19 protein-coding genes are annotated in these 26,086 nt (G+C 64.3%); 8 read left to right on the top strand and 11 right to left on the bottom strand.

The window, feature by feature from the left end; genetic code table 11:
* Positions 1-98: 98 nt before the first annotated feature.
* Positions 99-2,021, bottom strand: a complete 1,923-nt coding sequence (locus tag IHE57_RS02030; RefSeq protein WP_209370444.1) for a BCCT family transporter — start codon at positions 2,019-2,021, stop codon at positions 99-101.
* Positions 2,022-2,160: 139 nt separating this feature from the next.
* Between IHE57_RS02030 and IHE57_RS02025 the strand changes: the two genes are divergently transcribed.
* The 5 genes from IHE57_RS02025 to IHE57_RS02005 all read left to right on the top strand — a co-directional run bounded on the left by IHE57_RS02025 (position 2,161) and on the right by IHE57_RS02005 (position 8,817).
* Entirely contained in the window at positions 2,161-3,471 is a 1,311-nt protein-coding gene (locus IHE57_RS02025) for an MFS transporter (protein WP_209370442.1), read from the top strand.
* 67 nt (positions 3,472-3,538) lie between these two features.
* Positions 3,539-4,243, top strand: a complete 705-nt coding sequence (locus tag IHE57_RS02020; protein ID WP_209370440.1) for a TetR/AcrR family transcriptional regulator — start codon at positions 3,539-3,541, stop codon at positions 4,241-4,243.
* Positions 4,240-5,172 (top strand): ABC transporter ATP-binding protein, encoded by a 933-nt coding sequence (locus IHE57_RS02015; RefSeq protein ID WP_209370438.1) that lies wholly within the window; start codon positions 4,240-4,242, stop codon positions 5,170-5,172. Before IHE57_RS02020 ends, IHE57_RS02015 begins: the two co-directional genes overlap by 4 nt.
* 3 nt (positions 5,173-5,175) lie before the next feature.
* Positions 5,176-6,906: an ABC transporter permease gene (locus IHE57_RS02010; protein ID WP_209370436.1), complete on the top strand. Its 1,731-nt coding sequence runs from the start codon at positions 5,176-5,178 to the stop codon at positions 6,904-6,906.
* Positions 6,907-7,161: 255 nt separating this feature from the next.
* On the top strand, positions 7,162-8,817 hold the full coding sequence (locus IHE57_RS02005; RefSeq protein ID WP_209370435.1) for an FAD/NAD(P)-binding protein: 1,656 nt from the start codon (positions 7,162-7,164) through the stop codon (positions 8,815-8,817).
* A 23-nt stretch (positions 8,818-8,840) separates the two neighbouring features.
* Here the strand turns inward: IHE57_RS02005 and IHE57_RS02000 are convergent, their stop codons facing one another.
* The 4 genes from IHE57_RS02000 to IHE57_RS01985 are packed head-to-tail and all read right to left on the bottom strand — an operon-like array spanning position 8,841 to position 15,164.
* Positions 8,841-11,093: a helix-turn-helix transcriptional regulator gene (locus tag IHE57_RS02000; protein WP_209370434.1), complete on the bottom strand. Its 2,253-nt coding sequence runs from the start codon at positions 11,091-11,093 to the stop codon at positions 8,841-8,843.
* Positions 11,090-12,073 carry an LCP family protein gene (locus tag IHE57_RS01995; protein WP_209370433.1) on the bottom strand — a complete coding sequence of 328 codons (984 nt, stop codon included), beginning with the start codon at positions 12,071-12,073 and terminating at the stop codon, positions 11,090-11,092. The genes IHE57_RS02000 and IHE57_RS01995 overlap by 4 nt, the downstream gene beginning before the upstream one ends.
* The gene (locus tag IHE57_RS01990; protein WP_366933827.1) at positions 12,070-13,167 is read right to left on the bottom strand and encodes an aminotransferase class I/II-fold pyridoxal phosphate-dependent enzyme; all 1,098 of its coding nucleotides are present in this window, start codon (positions 13,165-13,167) and stop codon (positions 12,070-12,072) included. Before IHE57_RS01990 ends, IHE57_RS01995 begins: the two co-directional genes overlap by 4 nt.
* Before the next feature lie 32 nt (positions 13,168-13,199).
* Entirely contained in the window at positions 13,200-15,164 is a 1,965-nt protein-coding gene (locus tag IHE57_RS01985) for an SDR family NAD(P)-dependent oxidoreductase (RefSeq protein ID WP_366933826.1), read from the bottom strand.
* 317 nt (positions 15,165-15,481) lie between these two features.
* On the opposite strand from IHE57_RS01985, the gene IHE57_RS01980 reads away from it, so the two are divergent.
* Positions 15,482-16,552, top strand: a complete 1,071-nt coding sequence (locus tag IHE57_RS01980; protein WP_209370431.1) for a glycosyltransferase — start codon at positions 15,482-15,484, stop codon at positions 16,550-16,552.
* On the top strand, positions 16,542-17,597 hold the full coding sequence (locus IHE57_RS01975) for a glycosyltransferase family 2 protein (RefSeq protein ID WP_209370429.1): 1,056 nt from the start codon (positions 16,542-16,544) through the stop codon (positions 17,595-17,597). The genes IHE57_RS01980 and IHE57_RS01975 overlap by 11 nt, the downstream gene beginning before the upstream one ends.
* Positions 17,598-17,699: 102 nt before the next feature.
* On the opposite strand, the gene IHE57_RS01970 is transcribed toward IHE57_RS01975, so the two are convergent.
* Together IHE57_RS01970 and IHE57_RS01965 are read right to left on the bottom strand one after the other, a co-directional pair.
* Positions 17,700-18,794, bottom strand: coding sequence for an EpsG family protein (locus IHE57_RS01970; protein ID WP_209370427.1), 1,095 nt, complete (start codon positions 18,792-18,794; stop codon positions 17,700-17,702).
* Positions 18,791-20,305 (bottom strand): tyrosine-protein kinase domain-containing protein, encoded by a 1,515-nt coding sequence (locus IHE57_RS01965; protein ID WP_209370425.1) that lies wholly within the window; start codon positions 20,303-20,305, stop codon positions 18,791-18,793. The genes IHE57_RS01970 and IHE57_RS01965 overlap by 4 nt, the downstream gene beginning before the upstream one ends.
* A 304-nt stretch (positions 20,306-20,609) precedes the next feature.
* Between IHE57_RS01965 and IHE57_RS01960 the strand changes: the two genes are divergently transcribed.
* Positions 20,610-21,878 carry a lipopolysaccharide biosynthesis protein gene (locus tag IHE57_RS01960; RefSeq protein ID WP_209370423.1) on the top strand — a complete coding sequence of 423 codons (1,269 nt, stop codon included), beginning with the start codon at positions 20,610-20,612 and terminating at the stop codon, positions 21,876-21,878.
* Between the two features lie 29 nt (positions 21,879-21,907).
* On the opposite strand, the gene IHE57_RS01955 is transcribed toward IHE57_RS01960, so the two are convergent.
* The 4 genes from IHE57_RS01955 to IHE57_RS01940 all read right to left on the bottom strand — a co-directional run bounded on the left by IHE57_RS01955 (position 21,908) and on the right by IHE57_RS01940 (position 26,046).
* Entirely contained in the window at positions 21,908-22,549 is a 642-nt protein-coding gene (locus tag IHE57_RS01955) for an arsenate-mycothiol transferase ArsC (RefSeq protein ID WP_209370421.1), read from the bottom strand.
* A 5-nt stretch (positions 22,550-22,554) separates the two neighbouring features.
* Entirely contained in the window at positions 22,555-24,174 is a 1,620-nt protein-coding gene (locus IHE57_RS01950) for a tyrosine-protein kinase domain-containing protein (RefSeq protein WP_209370420.1), read from the bottom strand.
* A gap of 154 nt (positions 24,175-24,328) precedes the next feature.
* Positions 24,329-24,952, bottom strand: a complete 624-nt coding sequence (locus IHE57_RS01945) for an arsenate reductase/protein-tyrosine-phosphatase family protein (protein WP_209324188.1) — start codon at positions 24,950-24,952, stop codon at positions 24,329-24,331.
* Positions 24,949-26,046 (bottom strand): sugar transferase, encoded by a 1,098-nt coding sequence (locus IHE57_RS01940; RefSeq protein ID WP_209370419.1) that lies wholly within the window; start codon positions 26,044-26,046, stop codon positions 24,949-24,951. The genes IHE57_RS01945 and IHE57_RS01940 overlap by 4 nt, the downstream gene beginning before the upstream one ends.
* Between the last annotated feature and the right edge of the window lie 40 nt (positions 26,047-26,086).

The following is a 26,086-nucleotide window of genomic DNA, read 5'->3' as shown; positions in this document are numbered from 1 at the left end:
CCTCGTCACAGCTCGCGCCAGACGCGCACGAACGAGAGCAGGGGCGCCGCCGTCCGGATCCTCCGAACAGCGGCGCCCCTGATGGAGGCGAAACCGGATCAGCCCTCGGTCGTGGGTCCGTCCGGTGCCGGCGAACCTTCTCCCGTCGACTGCGGCTGAGCGGCCGAGCCCTTGCGCCGGGCGGCAGCCTTCGACCTCTGCTTGCCCAGGAGGCCCTGGCTGGCCGTGAGCCGGTAGTCGATGCGCTCGTCGACCTTCTCGCCGAGGTACTCGTCGAAGTCGTCGGCCAGATGCTCACCGACCTGGCGGAACCGGGCGGCCCGTTCGATCGCGGCGGTGCGCTTGGCCTCCTTGCCGAAGGCCTTGAGCGTGGAGACGCAGATGAGCAGGAGCACGATGCTGAACGGCAGCGCCGTCATCAGCGATCCTGCCTGCAGCGCATCGAGTCCACCCGCCCAGAGCAGAGCGATGGCGATGGCGCCCTCGAGCAGGGCCCAGAGCACACGCGACCACATCGGCGGATTCGGATGCCCTCCGGAGGCGAGCATATCGACCACGAGCGAACCGGAGTCCGAGGACGTGATGAAGAAGATCGCCACGAGGATGATCGCGATGACCGAGAGGATCGAGCCCAGCGGCAGATCGACCAGGACGTCGAAGAGGACCCGTTCGGCCACGACTCCCTCGTCCGGATCGACGAGATCGCCGGCGCCGAAGAGCTGCCGATGGATGCCCGTGCCGCCGAGAACGGAGAACCAGAAGAAGCCGACGATCGAGGGTACGAGCAGGACACCGGCGATGAATTCGCGCACCGTGCGCCCCCGGGAGATCCGAGCGATGAAGACGCCGACGAAGGGCGCCCAGGAGATCCACCATCCCCAGTAGAACAGGGTCCAGGTCGAGTTCCACTCACTGCCTTCATCGCCCGTGTAGGCGCCGATGTCGAAGGTCATGTTGAGCACATTGGCCAGCCAGACGCCGAGGGATTCGACGAAGTTCTGGAACAGGAAGAGCGTCGGTCCGAGCACGAGGACGGTGACGAGGAGGACACCGGCCATCGTGAGGTTGATGTTCGACAGCCATTTGATGCCTGCGCCCACACCCGAGACCACCGAGGCGGTGGCGAGGAAGGTGATGATGACGATGAGGATGATGAGGAAGGTGTTGTCGTAGTCGCCGACCAGACCGATGTGCTTGAGGCCGGCCGAGATCTGCTGGACGCCGAGACCCAGTGAGGTGGCGATGCCGAAGACCGTGCCGAAGATCGCGATGATGTCGATGAGGTCGCCGGCCCAGCCCTTGACCTTGTTGCCGAGCAGCGGTTCGAGCGCCCACCGGATCGAGAGCGGGCGTCCACGGCGGTGGATGGCATAGGCCAGGGCCATGCCGAGGACGGCGTAGAGGGCCCACGGGTGCAGACCCCAATGGACGAAGGTCTGAGCCATGCCCAGCTTGGCATGCTCGACTCCTCCCCCAGCCCAATCGGGCTTCGGCCCGGTAGTCGCGTAGGTCAGCGGTTCCGCGACTCCGTAGAAGACCAGTCCGATGCCCATGCCTGCGGCGAAGAGCATCGCAAACCACGACAGGACTCCGAACTCGGGCTTGTCATCGTCCTTGCCGAGCTTGATCTTGCCGAACTTCGAGAAAGCGACCGCGATCGCGAACGCGACGAAGAGACCGACGACGAGCATGTAATACCAGCCCATATTGTCGACGATCCAGTTCTGGATGTTCGAGATGACGGTGCCCGTCCCCTCAGGAATCGCCATCGCCAACACGACGATGCCGACGATGACGATGAGGGCGGGCCAGAAGACGCGCGGGGCGATCAGGCCCTTGCCGAGGTGCACGCCCTGGCGCCGCAGCTTCTCGGTGATCGCGTCATCAGTATCGCTCTCGCCGATGTGCAGCTTCTCCGGCAGGTGGAGCTCAACGGGGTCGGGCTCGCCGAACAGAAGCTGTTCGTCCGGCCCCAGCCCGAGGTCGCCCGTGGAGCTCTCGTCGGTGTGGGGGTCGCTCATTGCGTCTCCTCATCGGGTACAGATCCAGCTATCCACTCTGCCGCATTCCTCAGGCGCCTTCAAACCGATTCCCAGCTTCACAGCTGTCCGCCACCGGCAACCGGAGCTCTCCGGCCACCGGATTCAGTACAGTGAGCCTATGCCCTCAACGACGACGCAGCAGCGCCTTCCAGGCCGGCTCCGCATCCTCAGCTGGGCCCTGTGGGACTGGGGTTCAGCTGCCTTCAACGCCGTCATCATCACCTTCGTGTTCGCCCCGTATCTGACGAAATCCGTGGCCGCCACCGAGGAGGCCGGGTCCTCTGCCCTGGGCTGGGCGATGGCCGCGGCCGGCTTCATCATCGCCGTCATCGCCCCCGCCGCCGGCACCCGCGCCGATGCCGGAGGACGTCACCGGCTGTGGCTGGGTGTGCACACCTCCATCGTCGTGCTCACCATGTTCGGGCTCTTCTTCGTCCGCGACTCCCCCGACCATCTGTGGCTGGGTCTGTTGCTGCTCGCCGCAGGCAGCGTGTTCTTCGAATTCGCCGAGGTCTCCTACAACGGCATCATGGTGCGCATCACCCGCCGGGACAACGTCGGCAAGGTCTCCGGCTTCGGTTGGGGCATGGGCTATGTGGGCGGGCTGGTGCTCCTCGTCCTCCTCCTCGTGCTCGTCATCGAGCCCGAGGTCGGCTTCCTCGGCGCCAGCGATGAGGGCGGGCTGCGCTTCCGGATCGTCGCCGTGCTGGCCGCGGTGTGGTTCGCGATCTTCGCCCTCCCGGTCCTGTTCACCGCACCCGGAGCGAAATTCAGGGGCACCTCGGGCGGTCATCCGATCAGGGCCTTCATCGCCGACTATGCGGGGCTCGTGCGGCGCTTGGTGCGGATGTGGTCGACCGAGCATCAGACTCTGCGCTTCTTCATCGCCTCGGCGGTCTTCCGCGACGGCCTGGCCGCGATCTTCTCCTTCGCCGGAGTGCTCGCCGCCGGCAGCTACGGCTTCTCCCCCTCGCAGATCATCGTCCTCGGCGTGGCCGCGAACGTCGCCGCCGGCGCCGGCGCGATGATCGCCGGCTGGTTCGACGACCGGCTCGGGCCGAAGCCCGTCATCATCGCCGGACTCGCCATCATCATCGTCGGCGGACTGCCGATCCTCTTCAGCGCCGAGGCGGCCGTATTCTGGGTCTGCGCCCTGATCCTGAGCTTCTGCGTCGGACCGGTGCAGTCCTCGAGCCGGTCCTTCCTCGCCCGGATCACCCCGCCCGAGTCCGCCGGTGAGAACTTCGGCCTCTACGCCACGACCGGCCGCGCGGTGAGCTTCCTGGGACCGGCCATGTTCGCGTTGGCCATTACGATCTTCGGCTTCCAGCGGGCCGGCACGCTCGGGATCCTGCTGGTGCTCGCCATCGGCCTCGTCCTCATCATCCCCGTCCGGCCCGACGCCCCGCGCCACTCCATGCAGGGATAGCTGCCACTGCCGGCTTCCCACCAGCACCCCTTGACACCCACAATTGAACATGCGTTTAATATTAAACATGCGTTCAAAGAACTCGGGGCCGTCGCCCACCCGCTCACCGAACTCCTCGCCGGAGACGGCAGAGCGGATCCTCAGCGCGGCGGTGAGAGAATTCGCCGAACACGGCTTCACCAAGGCGACCGTGCGCGGCATCGCCACCGCTGCAGAGGTCTCCCCCGGTCTCGTCATCCACCATTTCGGATCCAAGGAAGGACTGCGCAGCGCCTGCGATGACCACGTGTTCGAACTGATCACCGAGACGAAGGCACAGCACGCCGACTACGCCGTCGGGGCGATGCAGGTGATGTTCGACGACCCGAAGATGCGCACCGCCGTGGACTACCTCGTCAAATCACTGCTCGATCCCAGCGAGCACGGACAGCGCTACTTCGACCATTACGTCTCCCTTGTCGAGAGCTACATCACCGAGGGTTTCGCCGGCTACACCTTCCGCCAGAGCGAGGACACCCACGGACAGGCCGCGACCATCGCGGTCATGGCCCTGGCACCGTCGATCCTCGACCGCCGACTGCAGGCGCACCTCGGCACCGAGAACACCACCGGGACGATGACCAGGCTCGCCCCGCACCTGCTCGATCTCTACCTGCACGGTGTTCTCGAGACCGTACCGGAGACCGACTCCGCTCCGCCCGACCCGGACGACTCAGCACAATCTGGTCCAGGAGCCCCTGCTCAATCCGCCCTAGGAGAAGAGGAACCATGAGCACTCTGACCCGCATCCGACCCGAAGGCCGCGGAGCAAACGCCTCGGTGGCGATCTCGATGCGCGACGTCGTGAAGTCCTATGGCCGCGCCCGTGCCCTCGACGGACTCGATCTCGAAGTCGCCCGGGGCGAGGTCCATGGCTTCCTCGGCCCCAACGGGGCCGGCAAGTCGACGACGATCCGGATCCTGCTCGGCATCCTGCGGCACAATGCAGGAACGGTGCGCCTCCTCGGCGAGGATCCCTGGGCGAAAGCGGTGCCCCTGCACCGCCGTCTGGCCTATGTCCCCGGCGATGTGGAACTGTGGCCGGGGCTGACCGGCGGCGAGGCGATCGACCTGTTCGCCCGGCTGCGCGGAGGGGTCGACAGACGCCGCCGCGATGAATTCATCGAAGCCTTCGACCTCGATCCGCGGAAGAAGGGCCGGACCTATTCGAAGGGCAACCGGCAGAAGGTCGCGCTCATCTCCGCACTCGCCTCGGACGTCGAGCTGCTGCTCCTTGACGAACCGACGGCGGGCCTCGATCCGCTCATGGAAGCGGTGTTCCAGGACTGCATCCGAGAAGCGAAGGACGCCGGACGCACGGTGCTGCTCTCGAGCCATATCCTCGCCCAGGTGGAGGCTCTGGCCGACCGTGTGTCGATCATCCGCTCCGGGCGCATCGTCGAGACGGGGACCCTGTCCGAGCTGCGGCATTTGTCGCGGACGACGATCACCGTCGGACTCGAACACGATGTGCCCGCTCTGTCCGAGATGGCAGGAGTCCACGACCTCGTGCGCGAGGGTTCGCGGCTGCATTTCAGCGCTGACACCGCTCAGCTGCCCCAGATCATGCGGGTGCTCGGCGAACATGATGTCGAATCGCTCACGGCGACACCGCCGACGCTCGAACAGCTGCTGCTGCGCCACTACGGCAAGGAGGAATGAGCCATGAATCTGCTGGCTGCGCACACGGCAGACGGGGACGGCCCAGTTCGAGGCGGCGTTCCGCGAGCGCCGCGGGCCAGGCGACATGCACATGAACGACAACGGCGCGGCCGCCTCGGCGAGGGGAACCTGACGGGGCTGGGCCACCTGCTGATGTTCATGCTTCGACGGGATCGGCTGTGGCTGCCGATCTGGGTGCTCAGCCTCAGCGCGCTCACCGCATATTTCGCGAATGCGATCGCCCTGGTCATGGACGGCGGCTCCCTGCAGGCGCTGACGGTGCTGGCGAAGAATCCCGTCATGGCGCTCATCACCGGACCGGGCTACGGACTCGACGAGGTGACCGTCCCGAGGTTCATCGTCGGAATGTACGGGGTCTTCCTCATGCTGGGTGCAGCCCTGATGTCGATCCTCACGGTCTCACGCCACACTCGCGCCGAGGAGGAGACCGGCAGGGCCGAACTCATCAGGGCCGGGGTGACCGGACGGCACACTCAGCTCATCGCCGCTCTGATCCTCACCGTGCTCATGAATGTGCTGCTCAGCTGCGGTATGGCCGCAGCATTCCAGTTCTCGCGGGCCGAGCCCGATCCGCTGTTCTCGACCATGCTGTTCGCGATCAGCACCGGCACCGTCGGCTGTGTCTTCGCCGCGGTCACCGCGGTGACGGCACAGCTGAGCGCGTTCGCCAGGGCAGCCTCGTCGATGGCCGGCGCGGTTCTCGGACTCAGCTTCGTCCTGCGCGGCATCGGCGATATGTCGGACGTGTCCGAAGGCGACCTCGCATGGCTGTCGTGGCTCTCTCCTCTGGGGTGGTCGCAGCAGACGGCTGCGTTCACGCTCGATCGGTGGTGGCCGCTGCTGTACTCGGTCGCGCTGTTCGTCCTCCTCGTCATCGCCGCTCTGCTCCTGCAGTCGCGACGCGACCTCGGTGCGGGCATCGTCGCCGAACGACTCGGGCGGGCGCATGCGAGCTCGATGCTGTCGTCGCCGCTGGGTCTGGCGCTGAGGCTGCAGTCGACGAACCTCGCGTGGTGGTCGGCGAGCATGCTCATCATGGGCGGGGTATTCGGCTCGTTCACCGGGGCGATGGACAAAAGCGCGAACGCGATGCCGCCGGAGATCATTGCGGTCATGGGCGGACGTGCGGGCATCGTGGACGGCTACCTCGGATATATGGCCCTCTACTTCGCGATCATCGTTGCCGCCTACGCAGTCATCGCTGCAGGCGGGCTGCGGGCCGAGGAGACCGTATTCCACACGGAGCCGGTGCTCGCGACCGCGGTCTCCCGATCCGGCTGGCTGGCCTCATGGGCGGCGGTGACGCTGTTCGGTACGGCCGGGCTCATGTTCATGGCCGGACTCGGCGAGGGTCTCGGCGCTGCGGTATCGATGGACGATCGGTCCCTGCTGTGGCCGACGGTCCTCGGGCATCTCGCGCAGACGCCTGCCCTGTGGGCCCTGCTCGGCTTCGCATATCTGCTCTATGGGCTCGCCCCGCGTCTGTTGAGCTTGAGCTGGGTCGTCTTCGCCACCTCGGCGGTGCTCGCGCTCTTCGGCCAGCTGCTCGAACTCGACGATGTGGTGCTCGATCTGTCCCTCTTTACCCACATCGGCCAGTACCCGGCGCAGGATCTGTCCGCCGAGGCGATCGTATGGTTCGTCGTGACTGCTGCCGTTCTCGTCGGAGTCGGGATGATCGCGTTCCGGAGGCGGGATCTGGTGACGGCATGAAGGTGGGTGGGGCTGCGAAACCCGATGACGGCTTGAGGCGTCGCGGCGGGCTGGGTCATGTACGGAGCGAGGAATCGGAATGGATTCGTCACCTGAAATGACTCCGCGAAGAACTACGCTGGATACAGCTCGGGCCGTCCTCGACGGCTTCTCCCCCGTCGCATGAAATCCCTCGCATGCACTCGCACGCATGCGCTCTGCCGAATGCACCCCACCGAAGAGGCGCCCACCATGATGAGCAGCTCAATCCCCTACATGACAGATATCGCGATCCTCGGCTCCGGTGCATCGGGGACTCACGGTCTCCTGGAGATCCTCTCGAGTCTGTCCGCCGAGAGAACAGCACTCCTCGCGCCTGTGCGCATCACCGTCATCGATCGTGACGAGCAGTTCCACTCAGGCCTCCCCTACGGGCACCGCTCGGGACGCTCTTCGCTCCTGATCTCTGATCTCGAGCATTTCCTCCCCGACCCCGAACGCAGCGATTTCATCAACTGGCTGGAGGAACGGCGTGAGGCGATGCTGCTGTGGGCTGCAGATGGCAGGGCCCCTGATTCCCCTCTCTCCGAAGCCATGGAACTCGACTGGATCCTCCGCCACGAGCAGGACATACGAGAGAGCCGTTGGGAGCACCTCTACCTTCCCCGGCGTCTCTATGGCCAGCATCTTGCCGGCCTTGTCTCCGAGGCTGTCAAGGAGGCCCACGACGTCGCCGAGGTCGAATTCGCTCACGGAGACATCGACGAGATCACACACACCGTCGAGGACGGCGTCCTTCTGCGGGAGCACGACGACGCAGGCAGGGCTCGGTTCGAGCTGCGCGCTCGCTCTCTGCTCCTGGCGATCGGCTCGCCTCCTGTCAAAGAGCTCACCGTGATCGGCGGCGAGCGCGGCACGGCGACCGGCGGCACGGAGGAAGAGCTGAACTCAGGCATCATCGGAGACCTCCACGCACCGAATCTCGAACATGTGATAGAGCGGACCTGGGCACGGCTCGAGTCTCTGCCGATGGACCAGCGCGACATCCTCCTCGTCGGCGGCAACGCCGACGCCTTGGAATTCGTCCTCGCCTCGCAACGGCTCCGCCGCTCCACCGCGGCTCGCCTCCACATCCTGTGCTCCCAAGGACGACCGCACTACTGGCACCACGACCGCCCAGGGGAAAGCGCCTCGACACCGCTCCTCGACCGACTGTTCGCCGCCGCCGAGGCGGGTGAACCGCTGCGCGCATCGGAGCTCAGCCGCACGGTCAAGGCAGAGCTTGCCGCCGCGATCCGGAAAGGCAACGTCAATTCGACGATTGCGGTGCTCATCGGTGCAGTCGGCTCCTCTCTCGCCTATATGGACGACTACGAGAGATGCTCGATGGCCACCGAGCACGGTCTGATCATCAATGACCTGCTGCGCCGCGCAGGCGGCGATTCTCTCGACCTCCTCGTCGAGGGCATCGATGACAGCACCATCGATTTCGTTCCCGGACGCTTCCGCGAGGTCCGAATCTCTGCGGGCCGACTGGTCGCCACCGTGGATCCGCCGACAGGCTCGTCCGGGGCAGCGGAGTCCTCGTCGACATCGACGGATCGAGACTATGCGGTCGTCGTCAACGGAACGGGATTCGAACGTGTGACCGAGACCCGGTCCGCCCTGCTGCGACAGATGCTCGGATCCGGCATCGCCCGCGCCTCCGCTTCACGAACGGGCCTCGTCCTGGACTCGTCGTTCCGGGCCGCTTCGGGAATCTTCGTCCTCGGACCGCTCGTCGCCGGCCACACTCAGGGGGCAGCCGCCTACTGGCACATCGAGAGCGTGATCCGAATCCTCTCGCTGGCCCCTCAGGTCGCCGAGAAGCTCGTAGTCGACCTGCTCGATCGACAGACGATGGAAGCGCGTGTGCAGATCCCGGCACTGTGATCACGGAAGAGTCGGATCCTCCGCTAGGCACCGCCGGCATCGAGATAGCCGAGGCTCCGGGCACGGGCGACTGCCGCGTCCCGGCTGTTGACGCCGAGTTTGCGATAGAGGGACGAGAGATTGTTCTTGACCGTGCCCTGAACCAACCTGAGATCGTGGGCGATTTCGGCAACGCTCGCCCCCCGTCCGAGACTTTCGAGCAGGACCATCTCGCGGTGACCGAGCGTAGGAAAGTCCACCACTCCGACGACGGCCGCACCGAGGCTGCCCAATCGTCCGATCAAGGCTTCCGGTGTGCTTTCGACGTTGAGCTCGTCGCCGGCTGACGGGGATATGATTCTCGCGATCTTCTGCCACACGGGCTTGTCTGCACTGGCGCGGAGGAGTTCGCGTCGTTCGACGATGGGCATCTGAACGACCGGCAGCAGCGACCCCACCAACACCGAGAGTTCCAGCAGTTCCGCGAAAGAATCCAGTGCCTCCTCCTTGTCGCCGAGGCGAAGCAGTGCGGCGGCTTTGATTCCCGTGAGCTCAGCCCTGTCCCGAGTGCAGATATGATTCTCGTAGTACTGTGCCTCAGCGATTCGCACAGCCGCTCCATTGCGTCCTGCCGCCAATTCGCCGCGAGCCTGGAGCACCTGCCCGATGCCATGAGGTCCGGAGACCGACTCCAGCAGAGTCTCCGCTCGATGCAGCTGTCCGAGACTGATGAGCATACCGATGCGTGAGGCGACCAGAGACTCGATCCGTCTGTCGGAAGCGGCCCTGTACGCGTGGACATTGATCGACTCCTCTGACCGCAGCAGAGCGGACCTTGAGGTTGCCACCAGCTGAAAGAGTTTCCGCTCGATGATCGGCACGTGATACCAGAGTTCGCCCATGTCCGGATAATCGCGCATCCGTCGCACCACCGCTTCGACATCGACCAGATTCAAGGCGTCGAGACTGCGGTAGGCCTGAACGACGAGCGCCGCGGACCGGAAGGTCTGCTCCTGCACGAACGGAGGGTCGTCGAACAGCGCGAACTCAGCGAGCTCTGCATCGGCACGCTCTTGATCTCCCGCGAGATACGACGCCAGAGCAGACCACGCGATGACGGCCGGCGGAAGAAAGTCCCCCAGCGCGGCCTCCTCCTTCACCTCGTCCTCGATCGACCGCAGCAGCGCCAGCGCGCGACCGGGTTCCTCGGCCAGTACGCTGTGAATCGATGCCTGCAGGCGGACGACTCGGCGTGAACGCCGAGCCACTCCGCTTGCGGTCCAGGAGGCTCCCGACTCGGCTGCGGTGCGGTGTTCCCCTGCGTTGCCGAGGCGTGCCATCTCATTCATCACTGCATGGAATCTCATGGAAGTTCCGATCTCTTCGATTTGCTGGGATTCGTCTTCTGAGTCGCCTTGATCCGGTTGCACCGTGTATCTGACGTGCGATGCCCCCGGCGCGGTCAAACGGGCCACGCAAGCACGGGCCGTTTCCGGGAAGCCCACTTCGGAGCCAGGGTCTCGGCTGAGCAGGGCGTCGTGTGCCATGGTCGCCACCGCTGTGACCTCTTCGAGCTCCGGAACAGCTCGCAGAGCCGGCGCCGGCAGGCGGGCGAACGCCGGGATGCTGGACCGGGGAAAGAGATAGAAGATCGGGTACCCGCAGGTGAGGAATAAACGATCGAGCAGCCTCCATTGACGTGTCCTGCGGGCTAAGACAACCGCGTTGTCCAACAGCAGAGCGTCCGTAGACCCCGACAGTTCCACCTGTGCGGTGAGAGCCTCGGCCAGAGAGCTTTCGGCTGTCTCAGCCTCGCCATCCGGCGTGCTCTCGGTGAGAGCTTTGCGGGCCCACGCCGCGACGAGGACGGGCACGTGCCATGGGGTGCCCCCCGGCCCAGAGATCACCGCCCCCGAGATCTGCAGGCGCAGAAGCACCGTGGGAACATCGGCCCGGAGTGGCTCCGGCCATTGTTCGAAAGCCACTTCCAGAGCGATCTCGGCCACATCGTCGTCGAATCCGTCGAGCAGCGACAGCACTCCGAGCGCACGTTGGTCCGCAGGTGAGAGTGACAGCGAGAACTCGTCCGTGTGCGCCACCACAAAATCTGCCAGAGCTGAGGAGCTCACGATTTCGAGCAGTCCCCGCCCACTGGACTCGACGGCGTCGATGGCCGCTCTGGCGAAGGACACCCAGCCACCGCTGGCGATCTGCAGCGCCGCAGCCTCGTCTTCGGCGAGATCGAACTGGTCCCGCATCTGAGCTGCGGTCAGTCGCAGTGCGGCTTGGTCGATCATCGGAGTCGCACCGTCGCTTCGGCAGCGTAGTCGCCGACGGAATCGGCAGCGATCGATCGTTTCAACTCCTCCACGTCATATCTGTCCGCTCGAAGCCGTCCGTCGTCCGTGGCATCATCGCCTGCGGCCGGTAAGGTGATGAAGTCGATATCGTCCTCACTGATTGCCCTCAGCTGCGAGCCGAGTCCCACGAGCGTGCTGGCGTCGAGCCCTGAGTCCACGCTCAGATAGGGACTGATCTCGGTGATGACGGCAGACATCTTCAATGGCTCGGACAGATGGCCCGTCGCCACCAGCTGAGAGCCGGCGGCACGGATGAATTCCTGTCGATTGTGTGTGCGCTGCAGCTTCCCTTCCGGCAACGCACCATGTCCGCTGAAGAAGGCGAGCGCGGAGGAGCTGTCGAGCAGGTTCGGCCCCGAGGTGAAATTGTGTCCATCGGATTCGAAGGCCACCGTCGACTCGACCTCGATTCCTCCGAGGAGCGCCGCCACGGTGTCGAGCATGGCCAGGTCGACGAGGACCACATGATCGATCCCCGTTCCGAGGAGATTCGACACGGTTCGCACTGCCATCGGCAGGCCGAGTGAGACAGCGGCCTCGATCGTGTCGTGGCCGCCTCCCGGCACACTCACCGAGGCATCATCCGGAATCGAGACGAGCTGGATTCCGCTCCGATCCGCGGGGATGTGGGCGAGCATGACGAGATCGGCGGCGATCTCGCTGGCAGCGGCGACTCCCACTTCGTTCCGCGGCTCCCCGGTGCCGATGAGGAGTATGTCGACGGCCGAGGATTCCGCAGATGTCTCGGTCTCGGTCGGCACACTCAGCTGCGCCGCGAGATCGGAGTCGTCGATTGTCGTCACGCCCCTGTCCCAGGCCATTGCGAGATACCCGTTGTAGGCGCCGAGCCCTGCTCCGAGAACAAGCAGTGCGACGACCGTGAGCCCCGTGCAGAGGACTGCAGCCCGCTTTCTCATACCGTGACCGCCTCTCCGATGGCAGCACCGATCTCGGCAGCGACCATGTTTCTGTCGTCCGCAGTCAGGTCTGTGCTCGACGGCAATGCCAGACCGGTGCCGTACAGCGCTTCGGCGCGTCCGGTGATATAGCGCAGATCGCAACCGGTGTGGACGGGTTGCAAGTGCATCGGCTTGAACACCGGACGTGTTTCTATGCCGCGGTGCAGCAGGGTCTCTCCCAACGTCCACGCATCTGTGCCCGACTCCGGGCCGACGATGAGGACACTCATCCAGCAGTTGCCGTCAGCGGCGGAGAGCAGGTCCAGTCCTGCGATGCGGGCCAGCGCCTGAGCATAGCCGTGGTGATGTTCGCGTTTCCTTTCCACGATCGCTTCGAGCCGCTCAAGCTGCGCAGTGCCCAGAGCAGCGAGGAGATTGGACAGGCGGTAGTTGTACCCCACCTCGGTGTGCTCATAGTGGAGCACCGGCTGCCTCGCCTGTGTCGAGAGATAGCGCACCCGTTCGGCGGTCTCCAGATCGGAACACAGAACCGCCCCACCCGAGGAGGTCGTGATGATCTTATTGCCGTTGAAAGACACCGCCGCGACGGCTCCGAAGGATCCGGCCGGGGCGTCGCAGGTTCCGGCGCCCAGCGATTCTGCAGCGTCGGAGATGACGACGGCTCCGTATGTCTCGGCGATTCGGACGATGCGCTGATAGTCGGCCGGCCTGCCGTAGAGATCGACAGGCAGCACCGCCCGGATCGGTCGGTCCGAGGGCAGCGCCTCAGAGCATGCGGCTTCGAGGACAGATGAGTCCATCAGACCCGCCTCGTCGCAGTCGATGAAGACCGGTTCGGCGCCTACATAGTAGACGGCGTTGACCGTCGCTGCGAAGGTGAGCGTCGGTACCGCTACTCGGTCGCCGCGCCCGATCCCCTGCGAGAGCAGGGCAAGGTGCAGCGCCGCGGTTCCGGAGCTCACCGCCACCGCATGTTTACGGCCCGTGACGGCTGCCAGCCGCGACTCGAACTCGGCGAGCTGAGGTCCGGCCGGGGCGACCCAGCCTGAACGCAGAGCAGAGACGATCGCCTGTTCTTCCAGCTCTCCCACGGAGGGGAGGCAGAGGGGAATCCGTATCTCCATCACGCCCGTCCCTGTGCGGTCAGTCCGAGGGCCGCTGCCTCGCGGTCGTCGGCATCGATGCTGGGTTTCTCCCGGGAGGCGGGAGCCGCCGCTGCTGGTTCCCCGACGTCTGCGTCATCCGCCCGACCGGTTGCCGAAGCCGCTGCCAGAGGTGATTCCGCGGCATCGACCGTGATGAGGTAGCAGCTCCGAATGTCCTCGAGCGACGCCGCCGCGTCAGGCACCGCATCGGGGTCCAGAGGCGGCACGTCGACAGTCCACGACACCCCATTTGCCGAGGTTCGATCAAGCTCCTCCGGGGAGAAGAGCTCTTCATTCAGCTTCTCTCCAGCGCGCAGCCCTGTGTAGACGATGGGGCACGTTCGCCCCGTCACCGCCATCAGCCGCTTGGCGAGTTCGACGATGCGCACAGGTTCGCCCATGTCCAGCACCTGCGTCTGCCCGCTGCTGCCCAGAGCAGCGGCGCGCAGAACCAGCAGGCAAGCCTCGGGAATGGTCATGAAGAAACGTGTGACATCGGGATGGGTCACGGTCAGCGGTCCGCCGCGTCGGATCTGGTCGGCGAATGAGATGAGCACTGATCCACGCGAGCCGAGGACGTTTCCGAACCGCACTGAGACGTAGGGAAGACCGGTTGCCGCAGCAAAGTGGGCAGTGAATCGCTCCGCGACGAACTTCGACCGCCCGAGCTCGCTGCTGGGGTTCGCGGCCTTATCCGTGGAGATGTTCACGAAGCGCCCCACGCCGTGTTTCTGGGCCGCACGCAGCACATTGAGCGAACCGTGCACGTTGGTCTTCCACCCTTCGGCAGGGTAGCTCTCGAGCATCGGCAGGTGTTTGAGAGCGGCCGCGTGTACGACGATGTCCGGTTTGAGCTCGGTGAAGGCACGGTCAAGAGCCGGAAAATCGCGGATATCGGCGAGGACGAGGTCCGGAGAGTCCATCAGAGCGCGTCCTTCGAGGCTCATGCACAGAGAGTGCAGCTCGGACTCGTCACGGTCGAGCATGATCAGGCGACGGGGAGCATGCCGGGAAATGATCCGACACAGTTCCGAGCCGATCGATCCGCCTGCGCCGGTGACGAGGACGGTGCGTCCCTCGACGAGCCGGGAGATCTGCTCGCTCTCCGGCTCTGCCGCCGGTCTGCCGATGAGATCAGTGACGTCGAGGTCGCGGATGTCAGAGATGCCGACGTCTGAAGAGAGCATATCCAGCGGAGAGGGCACCGCCCTGACCCAGATCTGGTCCGAGTCGAGACGCCGCACCAGTGATGCGAACACCTTCGCAGGAGCGTCGGCGATGCCGACGATCACACCGGCTGCGTTGGAGGAAGCGACCACCTCGGCGATGGCGGAGGTCGTTCCTCGGACGGGGACCCCGTGGATGAGCTGCCGGAGCTTGCTGGAGTCATCGTCGACGATCGCCACGGGCCGATACGGACTGAGCGGGTCGGCCATCATCTGTGAGACCAGCGAAGCACCGAGGTCCCCGGCACCGACGATGACGACAGGCTCTCCAGACACGGGTACAAGGCGCAGTTGTCTGAGCACTCGGAGCAGCTGCCTGGCAAAGATCATAAGTGCCTGTGCGAAGAGGAGCGCCAGCAGCAGCCAGGGAATGTCCTCGCGGTATTCGGGGACTGCACCCGCCAGAGAAGTGCCGGCGAAGAGGATGGCCGCGACCATTCCCTGATTGCGCAGCTCGTGGTCGGACCCGAGCTGGTATCGGTTCCGGTAGAGCGAGAGCAGGTAGCCCAAGCCGAGCTGGCCGATGATCAGGAGCGGCAGAAGCAGGAAGAACTCACCTCCCCAGACCCGCCCGAAGAGGGAGACGACGAGGAACCACGAGACGATGAGGGCTGCCGCGTCCATGCAGGCGAGCCCGACAGAGCTGGAGTAGAGCCGGCGGCGCTGGGTCTCACCGGGAGCTGACAGGGGTTCTGGGAGTTCATTGAGAGTTTTCACGAAGCCCAGAGTTCCCCAACGGAATCTCGGTCACTAGGGGGTCGACTCCGGACAGCTTCGCGTCATTACTCTGTCACCTTCAGGTCATCACTGGTACCCGATACTCAGCCACTCGGTTCGCTCGCGAGGTCAACCGAGGATCAACGCAAAACAGCTGTTCAGAGACCTTCAGTCGGCTCTGTGGCCGGGCCCCGACGGTGAACCGCAGGGGGCTTGCGGGAATCCGTACTCCGCCCCGCTTCACCTGCTGCCTCCTGCTTCCGCCTCCTATTCTGAGGATGTCGATCAGTGCGCAGACTCAAGGACGGTGGCACGAAGTGAGAATCGGACTGTTGGCCAGCACAGGCGGGATGTTGGACTCCTTCTTCATCGAGATCGCAGCATCATGGCGCTCACACGGTCATTACGTCAGCTTCGCAGCGGGATCGCCGATGAAGGCCGCCCGGGCGACAGTGATCCCCGGTCTCTCTCGTCGTCCCGACCTGCGGATGATCAAGGCTCTGACCGGACTGCGACGGTGGTCAGAACGCAAAGACCTCGACGTCGTCGTCACGAATTCGGCGACCGCCTCGGCGCTGGTGAGGCTGGCCGGCGGAACGGTCCCAGTCGTCTACTTCTGTCACGGTCTCCACTGGAATGACGCACGCTCGATCGGAGATCGTATCTGGCCCCTCGTCGAACGCGCACTCTTGGCGCGCACAGCCGGAGTCATCTCGCTGAACTCCGACGATCAGCGCTGGTTCGCTGCCCGGTTCGCCGGCCGTCCGCACCTGCATCTGCCGTCGGGAGTCGGACTCGATCTGCTCGACTACCCGGTGAGACCGTTGCCGGAGGGGCCCCTCCGTCTCTGCTGGATCGGAGAGTTCTCCTCTCGGAAACGCCCCCACCTCGCCCTCGACATCGCTGCTCATCTTCGCGAAAGCGGCGTCGTCTTCCGCTTGGAGATGCTCGGCGAAGGGGAATTCCGCAACGAGATCCGCGCAGATGTCGGGAGCCGGGGGCTGTCGGGCATCGTCACCGCGAACGGAGCCGGCGACGCCGCCGCCGCTCTGGAGCGCAGTCATGCCCTGGTACACACCTCGCAATGGGAAGGGCTTCCCCGAGTCATGCTGGAGAGCCTGGCGATGGGATGCCCCAGTTATGCCTTCGATGTCAAAGGGGTGCGCGATATTCCCTTGGCACGTTTCGCCGCTGACGGCGAGGCTGGAGAACTGGCTGACCGGATCGCCGCTGACTGGACGTCAGGTCGGTTGCTGGAACCGATGTCTTTCGACCGCAGCACTCTCGACTACTCACACGCGGCCGATGGGATACGTCGTTTCCTGCCGTCCGTCAGCGGCAGTGAAACCGCCTCACCTGCAGCGGAGAAGAATCAGCATGTCGAATGAGCTGATCTCGGTCATCGTTCCCGTCTACAACGGAGAGAGATTCCTCGCGGACTGCCTCCGCTCGGTACTCGCCCAGTGCCATGAGGAACTCGAACTCATCGTCGTCGATGACGGCTCCACAGATTCCACGCCGGCGATCATCGAGGACTTCGCCATGGCCGATGACCGTGTGGTGCGTCTTCTCGCCGACCACGGCGGGGCGTCGAGGGCGCGCAACGCTGCGCTCGACGTCGCCCGAGGCGAATGGATCATGTTCGTCGATGCTGATGACGAGATTCTCAGTCCCTGTCTGCTCGCCGCCGTCGCCGGTGTCGACTGTTCAGGAGTCGATGTGGTCACGTTTGAGACCACTGGCGACTCGCTCGCCCTCGCCGAGGCGCGCGACCGGGCGTTGGTCCCCCGGCACCGGTGCACGAGCGAGAGGAGCATGGGCAACCGACCCCGCCGAGTGCTCGATCCCGACTATCTGGTCCCGAGGATCGTCGACGAATCACTCAACACAGTCTGGAACAAGGCGTACCGCCGCCGGACCGTGGTGAGGTCCGGCGCACGTTTTCCCGCCGGAATCAGCCTCGGCGAAGATCTGCTGTTCAACCTCGCCGTCGCCCGCGGAGCAGTCTCCGCAGTCCATCTGCCTCTGCTCGGTTACTACTACCGGCAGGACAACTCGTCATCGGTGACTCTGCAGTTCCACCTCGGCAAACACGATGAGCTGATGAGCGTCAACGACGCACTCCAGGGATTCGCCGCCGAGTTGGGGTCGGCCAGATTGCGTGCCGCGGCCGGATACATCCGGGCCAAGAACGCTGTGTCCTCGACCAAGGACCTCCATCATCGGAAGTGTCCCCTCGCACTGCGGCAGAAGCTGACGACCGCCAGACGGTATCGAGAATCGGCACCTCATGTGAGCGTCAACGGTCTGGGCACGGTCCAGCAGACCTTCGGGACCGCCTACAATCTCGTCGGCCACCGCGCGCTGTTCGCCCTCACCTGGCTGCTGGCCGCGCAAGTTCGCCGAGCACGTACCACGGTGCGGTCGGACTGAGCCGCCACAAGGCGTGGGCCGCTGCACGGGCTGAGCCACAACGTTGTGAGACCGGCCCTGCAGGGGTGGATAATCGCGCTTCTCCCGCTCCTGCGAACGGCTTCAGACCCTGAGCAGGTTGTCCATGAGTCCGATGTACTCACTCCACCCGAGGAAGGCGGCCATGAGCGCCACACTGCTCCACCCCTGTTTCCACCCGGCGCGGGAGAGCGCCGGCACCGTCACGACCAGCGGGACGATCGACCAGGAATATGCCGCTATCCTGTCGCTGTAGTAGACGAATCCCAGTGCCAGATAGTACGCATTCAGCAGGATGAAAGTGTGAAACAAATGGCCGTACCAGACGGGCAGATTGTCGAATTTCCGCAGCACGACATAGCCGAACACCAGGACGCAGAAACCGAGGATCCAGAAGTCCAGCCTGTTCGTACCGCCTGTGTAGAGTTGGGCGTTCTCGGGGTCGGTGTAGGTCGCGAGCTCTTCGGATGACGATGCGAACGGCGCCAGCAGGGTCGCGTTCAACCCCGACAGGTACAGCAGTGAGAACAGCGCCCAGACTCCCAGGAGAAAGATTGTTCGCACCTTCGGCAGCAGGCGGACCACGAGGACGAGCAGCGCCGCAGGGATCGCCGACCAGTGAAAGAGCGACGCGACGACCAGAAGCACGAGTATCTTCCACAATCGGGCGTGCCGGTACAACGCGACGAGCCCGAGAATGATGAACACCAACGACAGCCCCTGCCGCAGGAGGTAGCTCGAATACCCGGTGAAGAAGCCGAAGCAGAAGGTGATGTAGTACACGAGCGTGACCTGCCACGCAGATCTGAGCAGCCACAGCAGCGCCAAGGCCATGATCGTCGATCCCAGCAGTGCGACGACGAAGAAATAGACCTTCGGATCATGGGTGAATAGGCCGATGAGCCAGTTGAGGAGAAGAAACGCCGGCTCCCGCCCCTCCGCCGCGTACGTGTATAGGACTTCGTCGGCCGGGGCGAAGCTGAGGATCTGAAACTCCGTCGAGTAGATCGACTTGTCAGAGATGTCGTAGTTGCTCACAGCAGCGACGATCGTGTTGATGAGCACGAGGGACACCAACGGAAGCAGCGCATTGCTCCAATGCCGCAGCTTCGGAATTCTCCAGCTGAGAACCAGTATGAGCACCCAGACCGTAGTCAGGGTGAACCAGATGGCGATCATGATGGGGAGACGCCGCCGTCGTCGCGGACCAACGGCATCGGGCTCGTCTCCAAGCCGTCCGACTCTTCCCCCGACGCCGGCACCGAGGTGAGCGGCCCACCCTGCTCGACCGGTTCTTCCGTCCCTTCCGGTCCGTCCGCCTCTTCCAGCTCTTCCGGAACCAGGGCGCGGATGCCGTAGGTTCTGTGGCGATCAATCTCTGCACTCGACATCTGCGACCTGTTGAGCACGAGCCCGATTGGGGCACCCAACTCATCGAGTGCTCGCACCGACTCGGCGACGGTCCGCGATTTCACTTGTCCGGCCGCAGCGACGAGGAGAGTCCTGTGGGCCAGTTTGGACAAGACGAGGCCGTCAGCAACCGGCAGCAGCGGGGGACCGTCGATGATGACGAGGTCGAATCTGCCGGCGAGCTCGGAGACCAACTCAGTCATCGCCCGGGTCTCGAGCAGCTCCGTGGGGTTGGGCGGAATCTCACCAGCGGCCAGCACGTGCAGCTCGTCATCGCCCCATGTCTGCAGCAGCTCATCGAGGCCCAGCCCGCTGACCAAGGCAGTCGTCAGTCCGACTGCGCCCTCGAGTCCCAGACGTGTTGCCACCGCGGGCCTGCGCAGGTCGGCGTCGACGAGGACAACGCTCTGTCCTGCGCGCGCACTGGCGATGGCCAAGTCGATCCCGATCGTCGTCTTGCCTTCTCCCGGCCGCGACGACGAGACGAGCAGCACCGTGCTGACTTCGTCCACATGAGCGAAGCTGAGGTTGGTCCGCAGCCGCAGGATGGACTCGCCGCGGACACCGCAGATCGCGGGTCCATCCCTGTTCGAACGGTAGGTGATGTCGCGATCTGACGGAACAGCTGCCAAGAGAGGCGCCGAAGTGACCGCCGCCAGATCGTTCTTCGATCGAACCACATTGTCGTATGTCCCTCGCACCACTGCGGCGGCGATTCCCGCCGCCAGACCCAGCAGCGCACCGATGGGAATGAATAGCCCATGCGGAAGCCCGTCAGGTCGCGAAGGCGGCACCGCCTCGTTCGCCTCAATGAGGTCGATTGCCGAAGTATCGATCTTTCCTGGGTTCTCCAGCATGCTGATCCGCTCCGTCAGGCTGCGGGAGACCGCAGTCGACAGCCGCGCCGCGCTGTCGGCATCCTCTGCACTGGCCTGGACGGTGATGAGCACTGTCTCCGGATCGCTGATCGCCTCCACTCGAGAGGCCAGCTCCCTCGGGGTCGTGTCGAGATCGAGGTCGGTGATCACCGGTTCGAGGACTGATTCACTGCCGACCATCCCCACATAGGTCTGAATCCTCTCCTTGATGAAGTCCGATGCCATGCGCATTTCATACGGATCACCCGAAGTCGGCACGGACACGAACAGTTCGGTCCGTGCCGAGTAGGACGGGGGCATCAAGGCAGAGATCCCGAATCCGGCTGCCCCACCGGCGATCAGCATGATGACGAGCAGGATGAGGTGCCTGCGGAGGATGCGGAAGAGCTGTGGGATTTTCATCAGACGTCATTTTCGGTTGGGCCGGAGAACCGGCAGGAGACGACATCGCAGCGATACTCGATGTCCAGGGCTCGTGCTCACGTACTCAGCCTAGTGAGAACCGATCTGTTCGTAACCGAGAATCGGAAGTCGCTACGGTTCTCCGCGCCGAATGCACGGTATGCCGCACTGCTCGCGCACACTCCCGCAAAGACGCTGCGCAGAGGGCCGATCGGCGGCTGACAGGCACCATACTGGAATTCGGTCCCGCCGATTCGGAGGGCCCCACCGTCGTGTACGGCCGGGAAGCAGGAGGTTACCGCAGGTGAATAGCTCTCGTTTGGCCTTCTTCCTGGTCACCGGGGGAAATATCGCCGTTGCCGGGGCGCAGTGGTACATCGTCTGGCTCTTCGCCCAACAGAGCGGGCCCACCGCCGTCGGCCACTATTCCACTCTCATCGCGATGATGACTCCCGTCTTCATCGCCTCCCAGCTGGGGCTGCGCAATCTCTTCGTCACCCTGCAGCGGACGGTGCGGTGGCGGATCTATCTCGGCTGCCGCCTGTCGACCGTCGGGCTTTCCGTTCTCATCATCACCGGACTGGTCGTGTTCGGCCCGGATCAGATTCATGGTTCACTGGCGTGGCCTCTGCTGCTGATCAAGGTCAGCGACTCGATCGGAGACCTGTTCTACGCCCGGCTGCAGAAGACCGAACGCCTCTTCGTCTTCGGTCTCATTCTCATCAGCGTGGCTCTTGCCAGTACCGTCGCCGTGACCGTTGTGGTCCTGGCCACCGGATCACCGGTCGCGGCGTTGTGGGCAGCCGCCGTGGTCTCGGTCGGAGGAACGGCGGTCACGATGTGGATGGCCTCTGCCCGCCCCTCTGAGACGGCGGCCGAGCTGAAGTCGCGAACCACGGTCCGAGGTGAGATCACGATCCTCCTCTCCGCCGGTGTCCCGATGTCGCTGATGCAGGCAGTCTATTCCCTGCTGTCCTACGTCCCCCTGGCAGTCGTAGCCTGGTTCGGCTCACCGGAAGACGTCGGCCGCTATGCCTCGGCTGCCTACCTGGTCGTCTTCGCGAATCTTGTTGGGGCCTCGATCGAGACCGTCGTGCTGCCGCGCTTTCGCGGAATCTACGAATCCGACGGAATTCTCTTCCTGCGCAGAAAGGTGAAGAGGCTGTGTGCGATCGGACTGCTCGCCCTCGTCCCATTCGTCATCCTCGCGCTCTTCATCGGCCCCTGGCTGCTGTCTGCCGTCTATGGCGCAGGCTTCGAGCTCACTCGAGTCTCCGTGCTCTATCTGAGCCTGGCGGCCATCTGCACCCTCCCGACATACTTGGCATCGGCGAACCTGCTGGTGCTCAACCGCTATTGGGCGACCTTCTTCGTCGGGGTCGCGGCTATCGCCGCAGTGCTGGCAGGAGGAGGTGTCGCCGGGACGATCGGGATGCCGGCGGTCGAGGCGGGCAGCCTCGCAGTGTTCCTCGGCTCGACGGTCCGACTGCTCGGCGAGATCTTCTGTTCTCGGTCCCGACGCGATACGGCTCGTGTCGAGGTGTCTGCGAACGGTGCGCACCTCGGCAGCTGAACTCCGGGCACCGTGCATATGACGGGTACTCAGCTGTACGGTGAGCACACTGTGCTGCGGTACTCCCAATCGACGATGTCGAATACGCCCGGCACCATCTGTTCGATCATCGTCTCACACAGTCGCGACCAGTCTTGGTGCGGATCCACGACATCGTCGCATTCGGGCCGGTCGGCGTGCGGCATACGCGATCGCTGCGCCTGCGAGACCAGTTGCGTCCAACGCCTCCTCGAGGTGAGCCCTACCGCAGCCGGCAACGGTCGGATGATCCTCGCGAACTCACGCAGGGTGAAGGACCGCTTGAGAGCGCTGGGCTCGAGGATCACGGCTTGACTGCGATGCCATCGTTCCATGCCGATGATGAGATCGGATTCGATGATGTCGGTGCTCTGCAGTCGTCTGGCCCGAAACCCGCTGAGGTCGAAACCCCATTCTGCTGCCAAAGACTTCACCTCATGCGTCACGGGCTCTGCGCTCACCCCTGCTGTTCCAGCGCTGTCGACGAGGAAACGGCCCGGCGCCACCTCGTCGAACCCCTGTTGGAGAAGGCCCGCAGCCAACGGCGAACGGAACAGGTTACCGGTGCAGATGACGAGGATCCTGAACTCAGGACGATCCTGATCGGCAGGTCTCAGCATCGGCTCGGTCGGTGATTCGGTCGAGATCCTCACGGCGCTCAGCTCCGAGTCCCGCGCCCGAACCGCCGATTCGACCTTCTGTCGGATCTTCTCGCGAGCGTCGCTGAGTGTTTGGGCGCCCTCTCGTCTTGCGTTCCTCCTGGTCCCGGGCCGGCTCCCGGCCAGGTCCGGGGTATATGGGCGGTTGACTCCGTGCCGTCCTGATCCGGCATCCAGCTGACTCGAGCTGCTCGCTCCGCAAGAATCAGATGTTCGTGCCTCAACCGGCCGCCGGCGGACACCAGTTGCGGCTCCGCCGGTGCTTCCTGAACAGCCGAGGTATAGGCCACCGAGTAACCGCTGAAGTCGGCGTGGGCGAGGGGGACCTTGTTGACGACGAGGCTGAGAGGGGTGTCGACTACGGACAGGTCCTGCAGAGCTTCGTCGAGTTCATTGCGGGAGACCTGGTTCACCGCAACAACGTGGACGATCCGTCCGGCGGACTTCGCAAGCAGCAGACCGTCCGTGACCGGCAGCACCGGCGGGCAGTCGAGAAGGACCGTGTCGAAGTCATTGCCCAGGACCGCCATGAGTTTGGCCATCGACCTCGATTCGATGAGTTCGACGGGATTGGCAACGCTGTCTCCGGCGGTCAGCACATAGAGTTCGTCCTGGCCCCATGGCTGGAGCAGATCGTGGACGTCAGCGGCCCCGATCAAAGCCGTCGTCAGTCCGGCGGAGTTCTCCAGTCCGAGCCGATCCGCGACAGCCGGTTGACGCAGATCGACGTCGACGAGAGCGACCCGCTGCCCGGACTGAGCCAGAGATACAGCCAGCTCGATGCAGGTCGAGGTCTTCCCTTCGGACGGTATCGACGAGGTGACTGCCAGAATGTTGCTCGAGTCCTCGACCCGCGCGAAACGCAGATTCGTCCTCAGACGTCGTATCGCCTCGGCGTAGGGTGAGTCCTGATGATGTGCAGCCAGTTCCGTTCGGGGCGAGGAGTCGCTACGCGTCGGCAACGACCCGAGGATCGGCGAGTTCGCAATCTCTCGGATGCCGGCGATATCGCGGATCTTCGAGTCCACAGCAGATCGGAACAGGGCGACAGCGACGCCGAATGCGGCCCCGAGCAGCATGCCGACGGCCACGTAGAGCCACCATGCAGGGCCATCAGGGGCAGCCGGGACGATCGCATCATTGGCGACCGCCAGACGAATGCCCGATTGTGCTTTGCCGTGTCGGGATTCGAGATCAGTGATCGTCTTCGTGAGATTGTTCGCCACCGACTCGGACAGCTGCGCCGCTCGGCCCGGCAAGGCGGCGGTCGCGTCGACTGTCAGCAGCACGGTCCCGTAATCGGATGAGGCTGAGACTTTCTCGGCCAGTTCCTCAGGGGTGACGTCGAGGCTCAGCTCGCGGATGACCGGTTCGAGCACTTTCCGGGAGTCCGCAAGGTCGACATAGGTGCGCAGCCGTTCTTGGACGAAAGCGGAGGCGATCTGCTTCTGGTCCGGATTCGCAGCTTCAGCTGTCGTGACGAACAGTTCGGTCTTCGACGTGTATTCACGCGACTGTACGAGGAACGCTGCCGCTGCACACAATCCGCCCGCCGCAATCAACACGATCAGCACAACGGCATTCTTGCGCAGGATCCGCACATAGTCGACGAAGCTCATCTCGGTTCCAATCGGGTCGAAGGACAGACAGCGGCGCTGCTGATCGTGCTCAACTCTACTTTCGCGAGGACGCGGACAGTCGGGGTCACGGCCGGGCTTGCGGCGTCCCGCAAGGAACCTGCGGCGGACGAATCCGCGGCTCGGCTGTCGGAGCTCAGCGTCGACTTCCGTGGACGAACTCCTGCGTTTCCCAATGTCCGATCACATCGACAGCCTTATCGATCTGAGCACCCATGCGTTCAAAAGTCCGCAAAGACCGATGCAGCGGGTCGATGACATCATCGCCGCTCCCGTCGCCACTCGGGGCGGTGCGATAGCGAGGAGCCAGCGCGGCCAGGGACTGCCACCTCCCGGCGGGAGTCGCCAGCTGCTCAGGACGGATCGTGGGGAGGACACGGGCGAATTCCCGCAGAGTGAACGTGATCCGCAAGACCTGGGGAACAAGATTGACGACTTCTCTGCGCACCGCCCGATCCATGACCAGAATGAGGTCTGCCTCGACGACAGCCGCCTCGTCGAGTTCACTGGCTACGCAGCCATGCAGTCTGATGTGGCGTCGTGCCGCCAATTCGAGCACCTCGACGGCCACAGGTCGTCCTGCGACAGCTTGTGTACCGGCGCTGGAGACGACGAACTCGCGTGGGGCTCTGTCGTCGAGTTCGTGCTGAAGAAGTCGCGCGGCCAAAGGAGAACGGCAGGTGTCTGTCGACCCGACCACGAGGATCCGAAACCCTGCGGGCATCACCCTCCAGTCTCCGTTCTTCTCTGTCCGTGTCATGAGGCCGTCTCCACAGCTGGGGCGGTCCGAGGCGTTCGCGTCCAACGCAGTATTCCGGTTGGTCTGCGCGAGTGCGGTGCGGCTCGGGGCGGAACGATTTCGTGTCCGGATTCTGGCCAAAGAGTGCACACGACGAAGAGCTGATCGGGGCTCGGGCTCTGCCCGAATCTGGAAAGATCAGCAGGGTCGTCACAGTCTTCGAACCCGGCTTCGGTGAGAATCGCCTGGTCCTGACTGCCCATCGGCAGGATCCAGACCGCGAATGTCGCTTCGGTTGCCCGGGCACGATTCGTCATCAGTCGGATGACCTCGCGCCGGATCTCCACGTCGTTCTCGGCTTCCGAATGGGCATCGAATCGGATCACTACGGCATCATCAACGGCAGCCGAAATATCGCAGCGCCCAACCTCGTTGCCGGCAGTGCTTCTCACCGACCAGGTCTGCGCCCGCTTGGTGCGCACCTCGTCGGCGAACACCAGGAGGTCTGACTTCAGCGTTCCGCCGAAGTTGTCGGCGGTCGCCTCGCCGTCCTGACTGATCCCGTCGGCGGACAGCACGATGCCGATGGTTCGGAGGAAGATCCGCAGGTCGACAGCAGGACTCGCGGTGTCCACATATGCGACATCGAGATCGAACCTATCGTCCCAGCGCACTTGATTGCGGCCGTTGACCTGCGCCAACCCGGTCAGTCCACCACGGACCAGGTGCCTCCGCCGTTGCTGTGCAGAATAGTGTGGAAGGTAGCGAGTCGGCAGAGGCCGGGGGCCGATGAAGCTCATCTCCCCCCGCAGGATGTTCCACAGGCTCGGAAGTTCATCCAGACTGCTCGAGCGCAGCATTCGGCCGAACCGAGTCATTCTCTGGGCATCCGAGACCCTGCCGCGCGCAGGGTCGACACTGTGCATAGTACGAAACTTCCAGAGCCGAAAGACCTTTTCGCCCTTGGTCACTCTCTGCTGAGTGAAGAAGATCGGCGTTCCCAGAAAGACAAACACCAGCACGGCGACGACGAAGAAGACCGGCAGAAGAGCGACCAGAGCGACGAGGGCACCGATGAGGTCGAGAATCCTCTTGACTGTGTGATATCCGGTCATTGTCCGTTGTCCTCCGTTGAAACGACGATCCGAGTGGGGG

Origin of the sequence: Brevibacterium renqingii, assembly GCF_017808105.1 — a bacterium.
GTDB lineage: Bacteria > Actinomycetota > Actinomycetes > Actinomycetales > Brevibacteriaceae > Brevibacterium > Brevibacterium renqingii.
The sequence above is the reverse complement of the archived record's forward strand: the minus strand, read 5'-3'. Positions and strand labels throughout refer to the sequence as shown.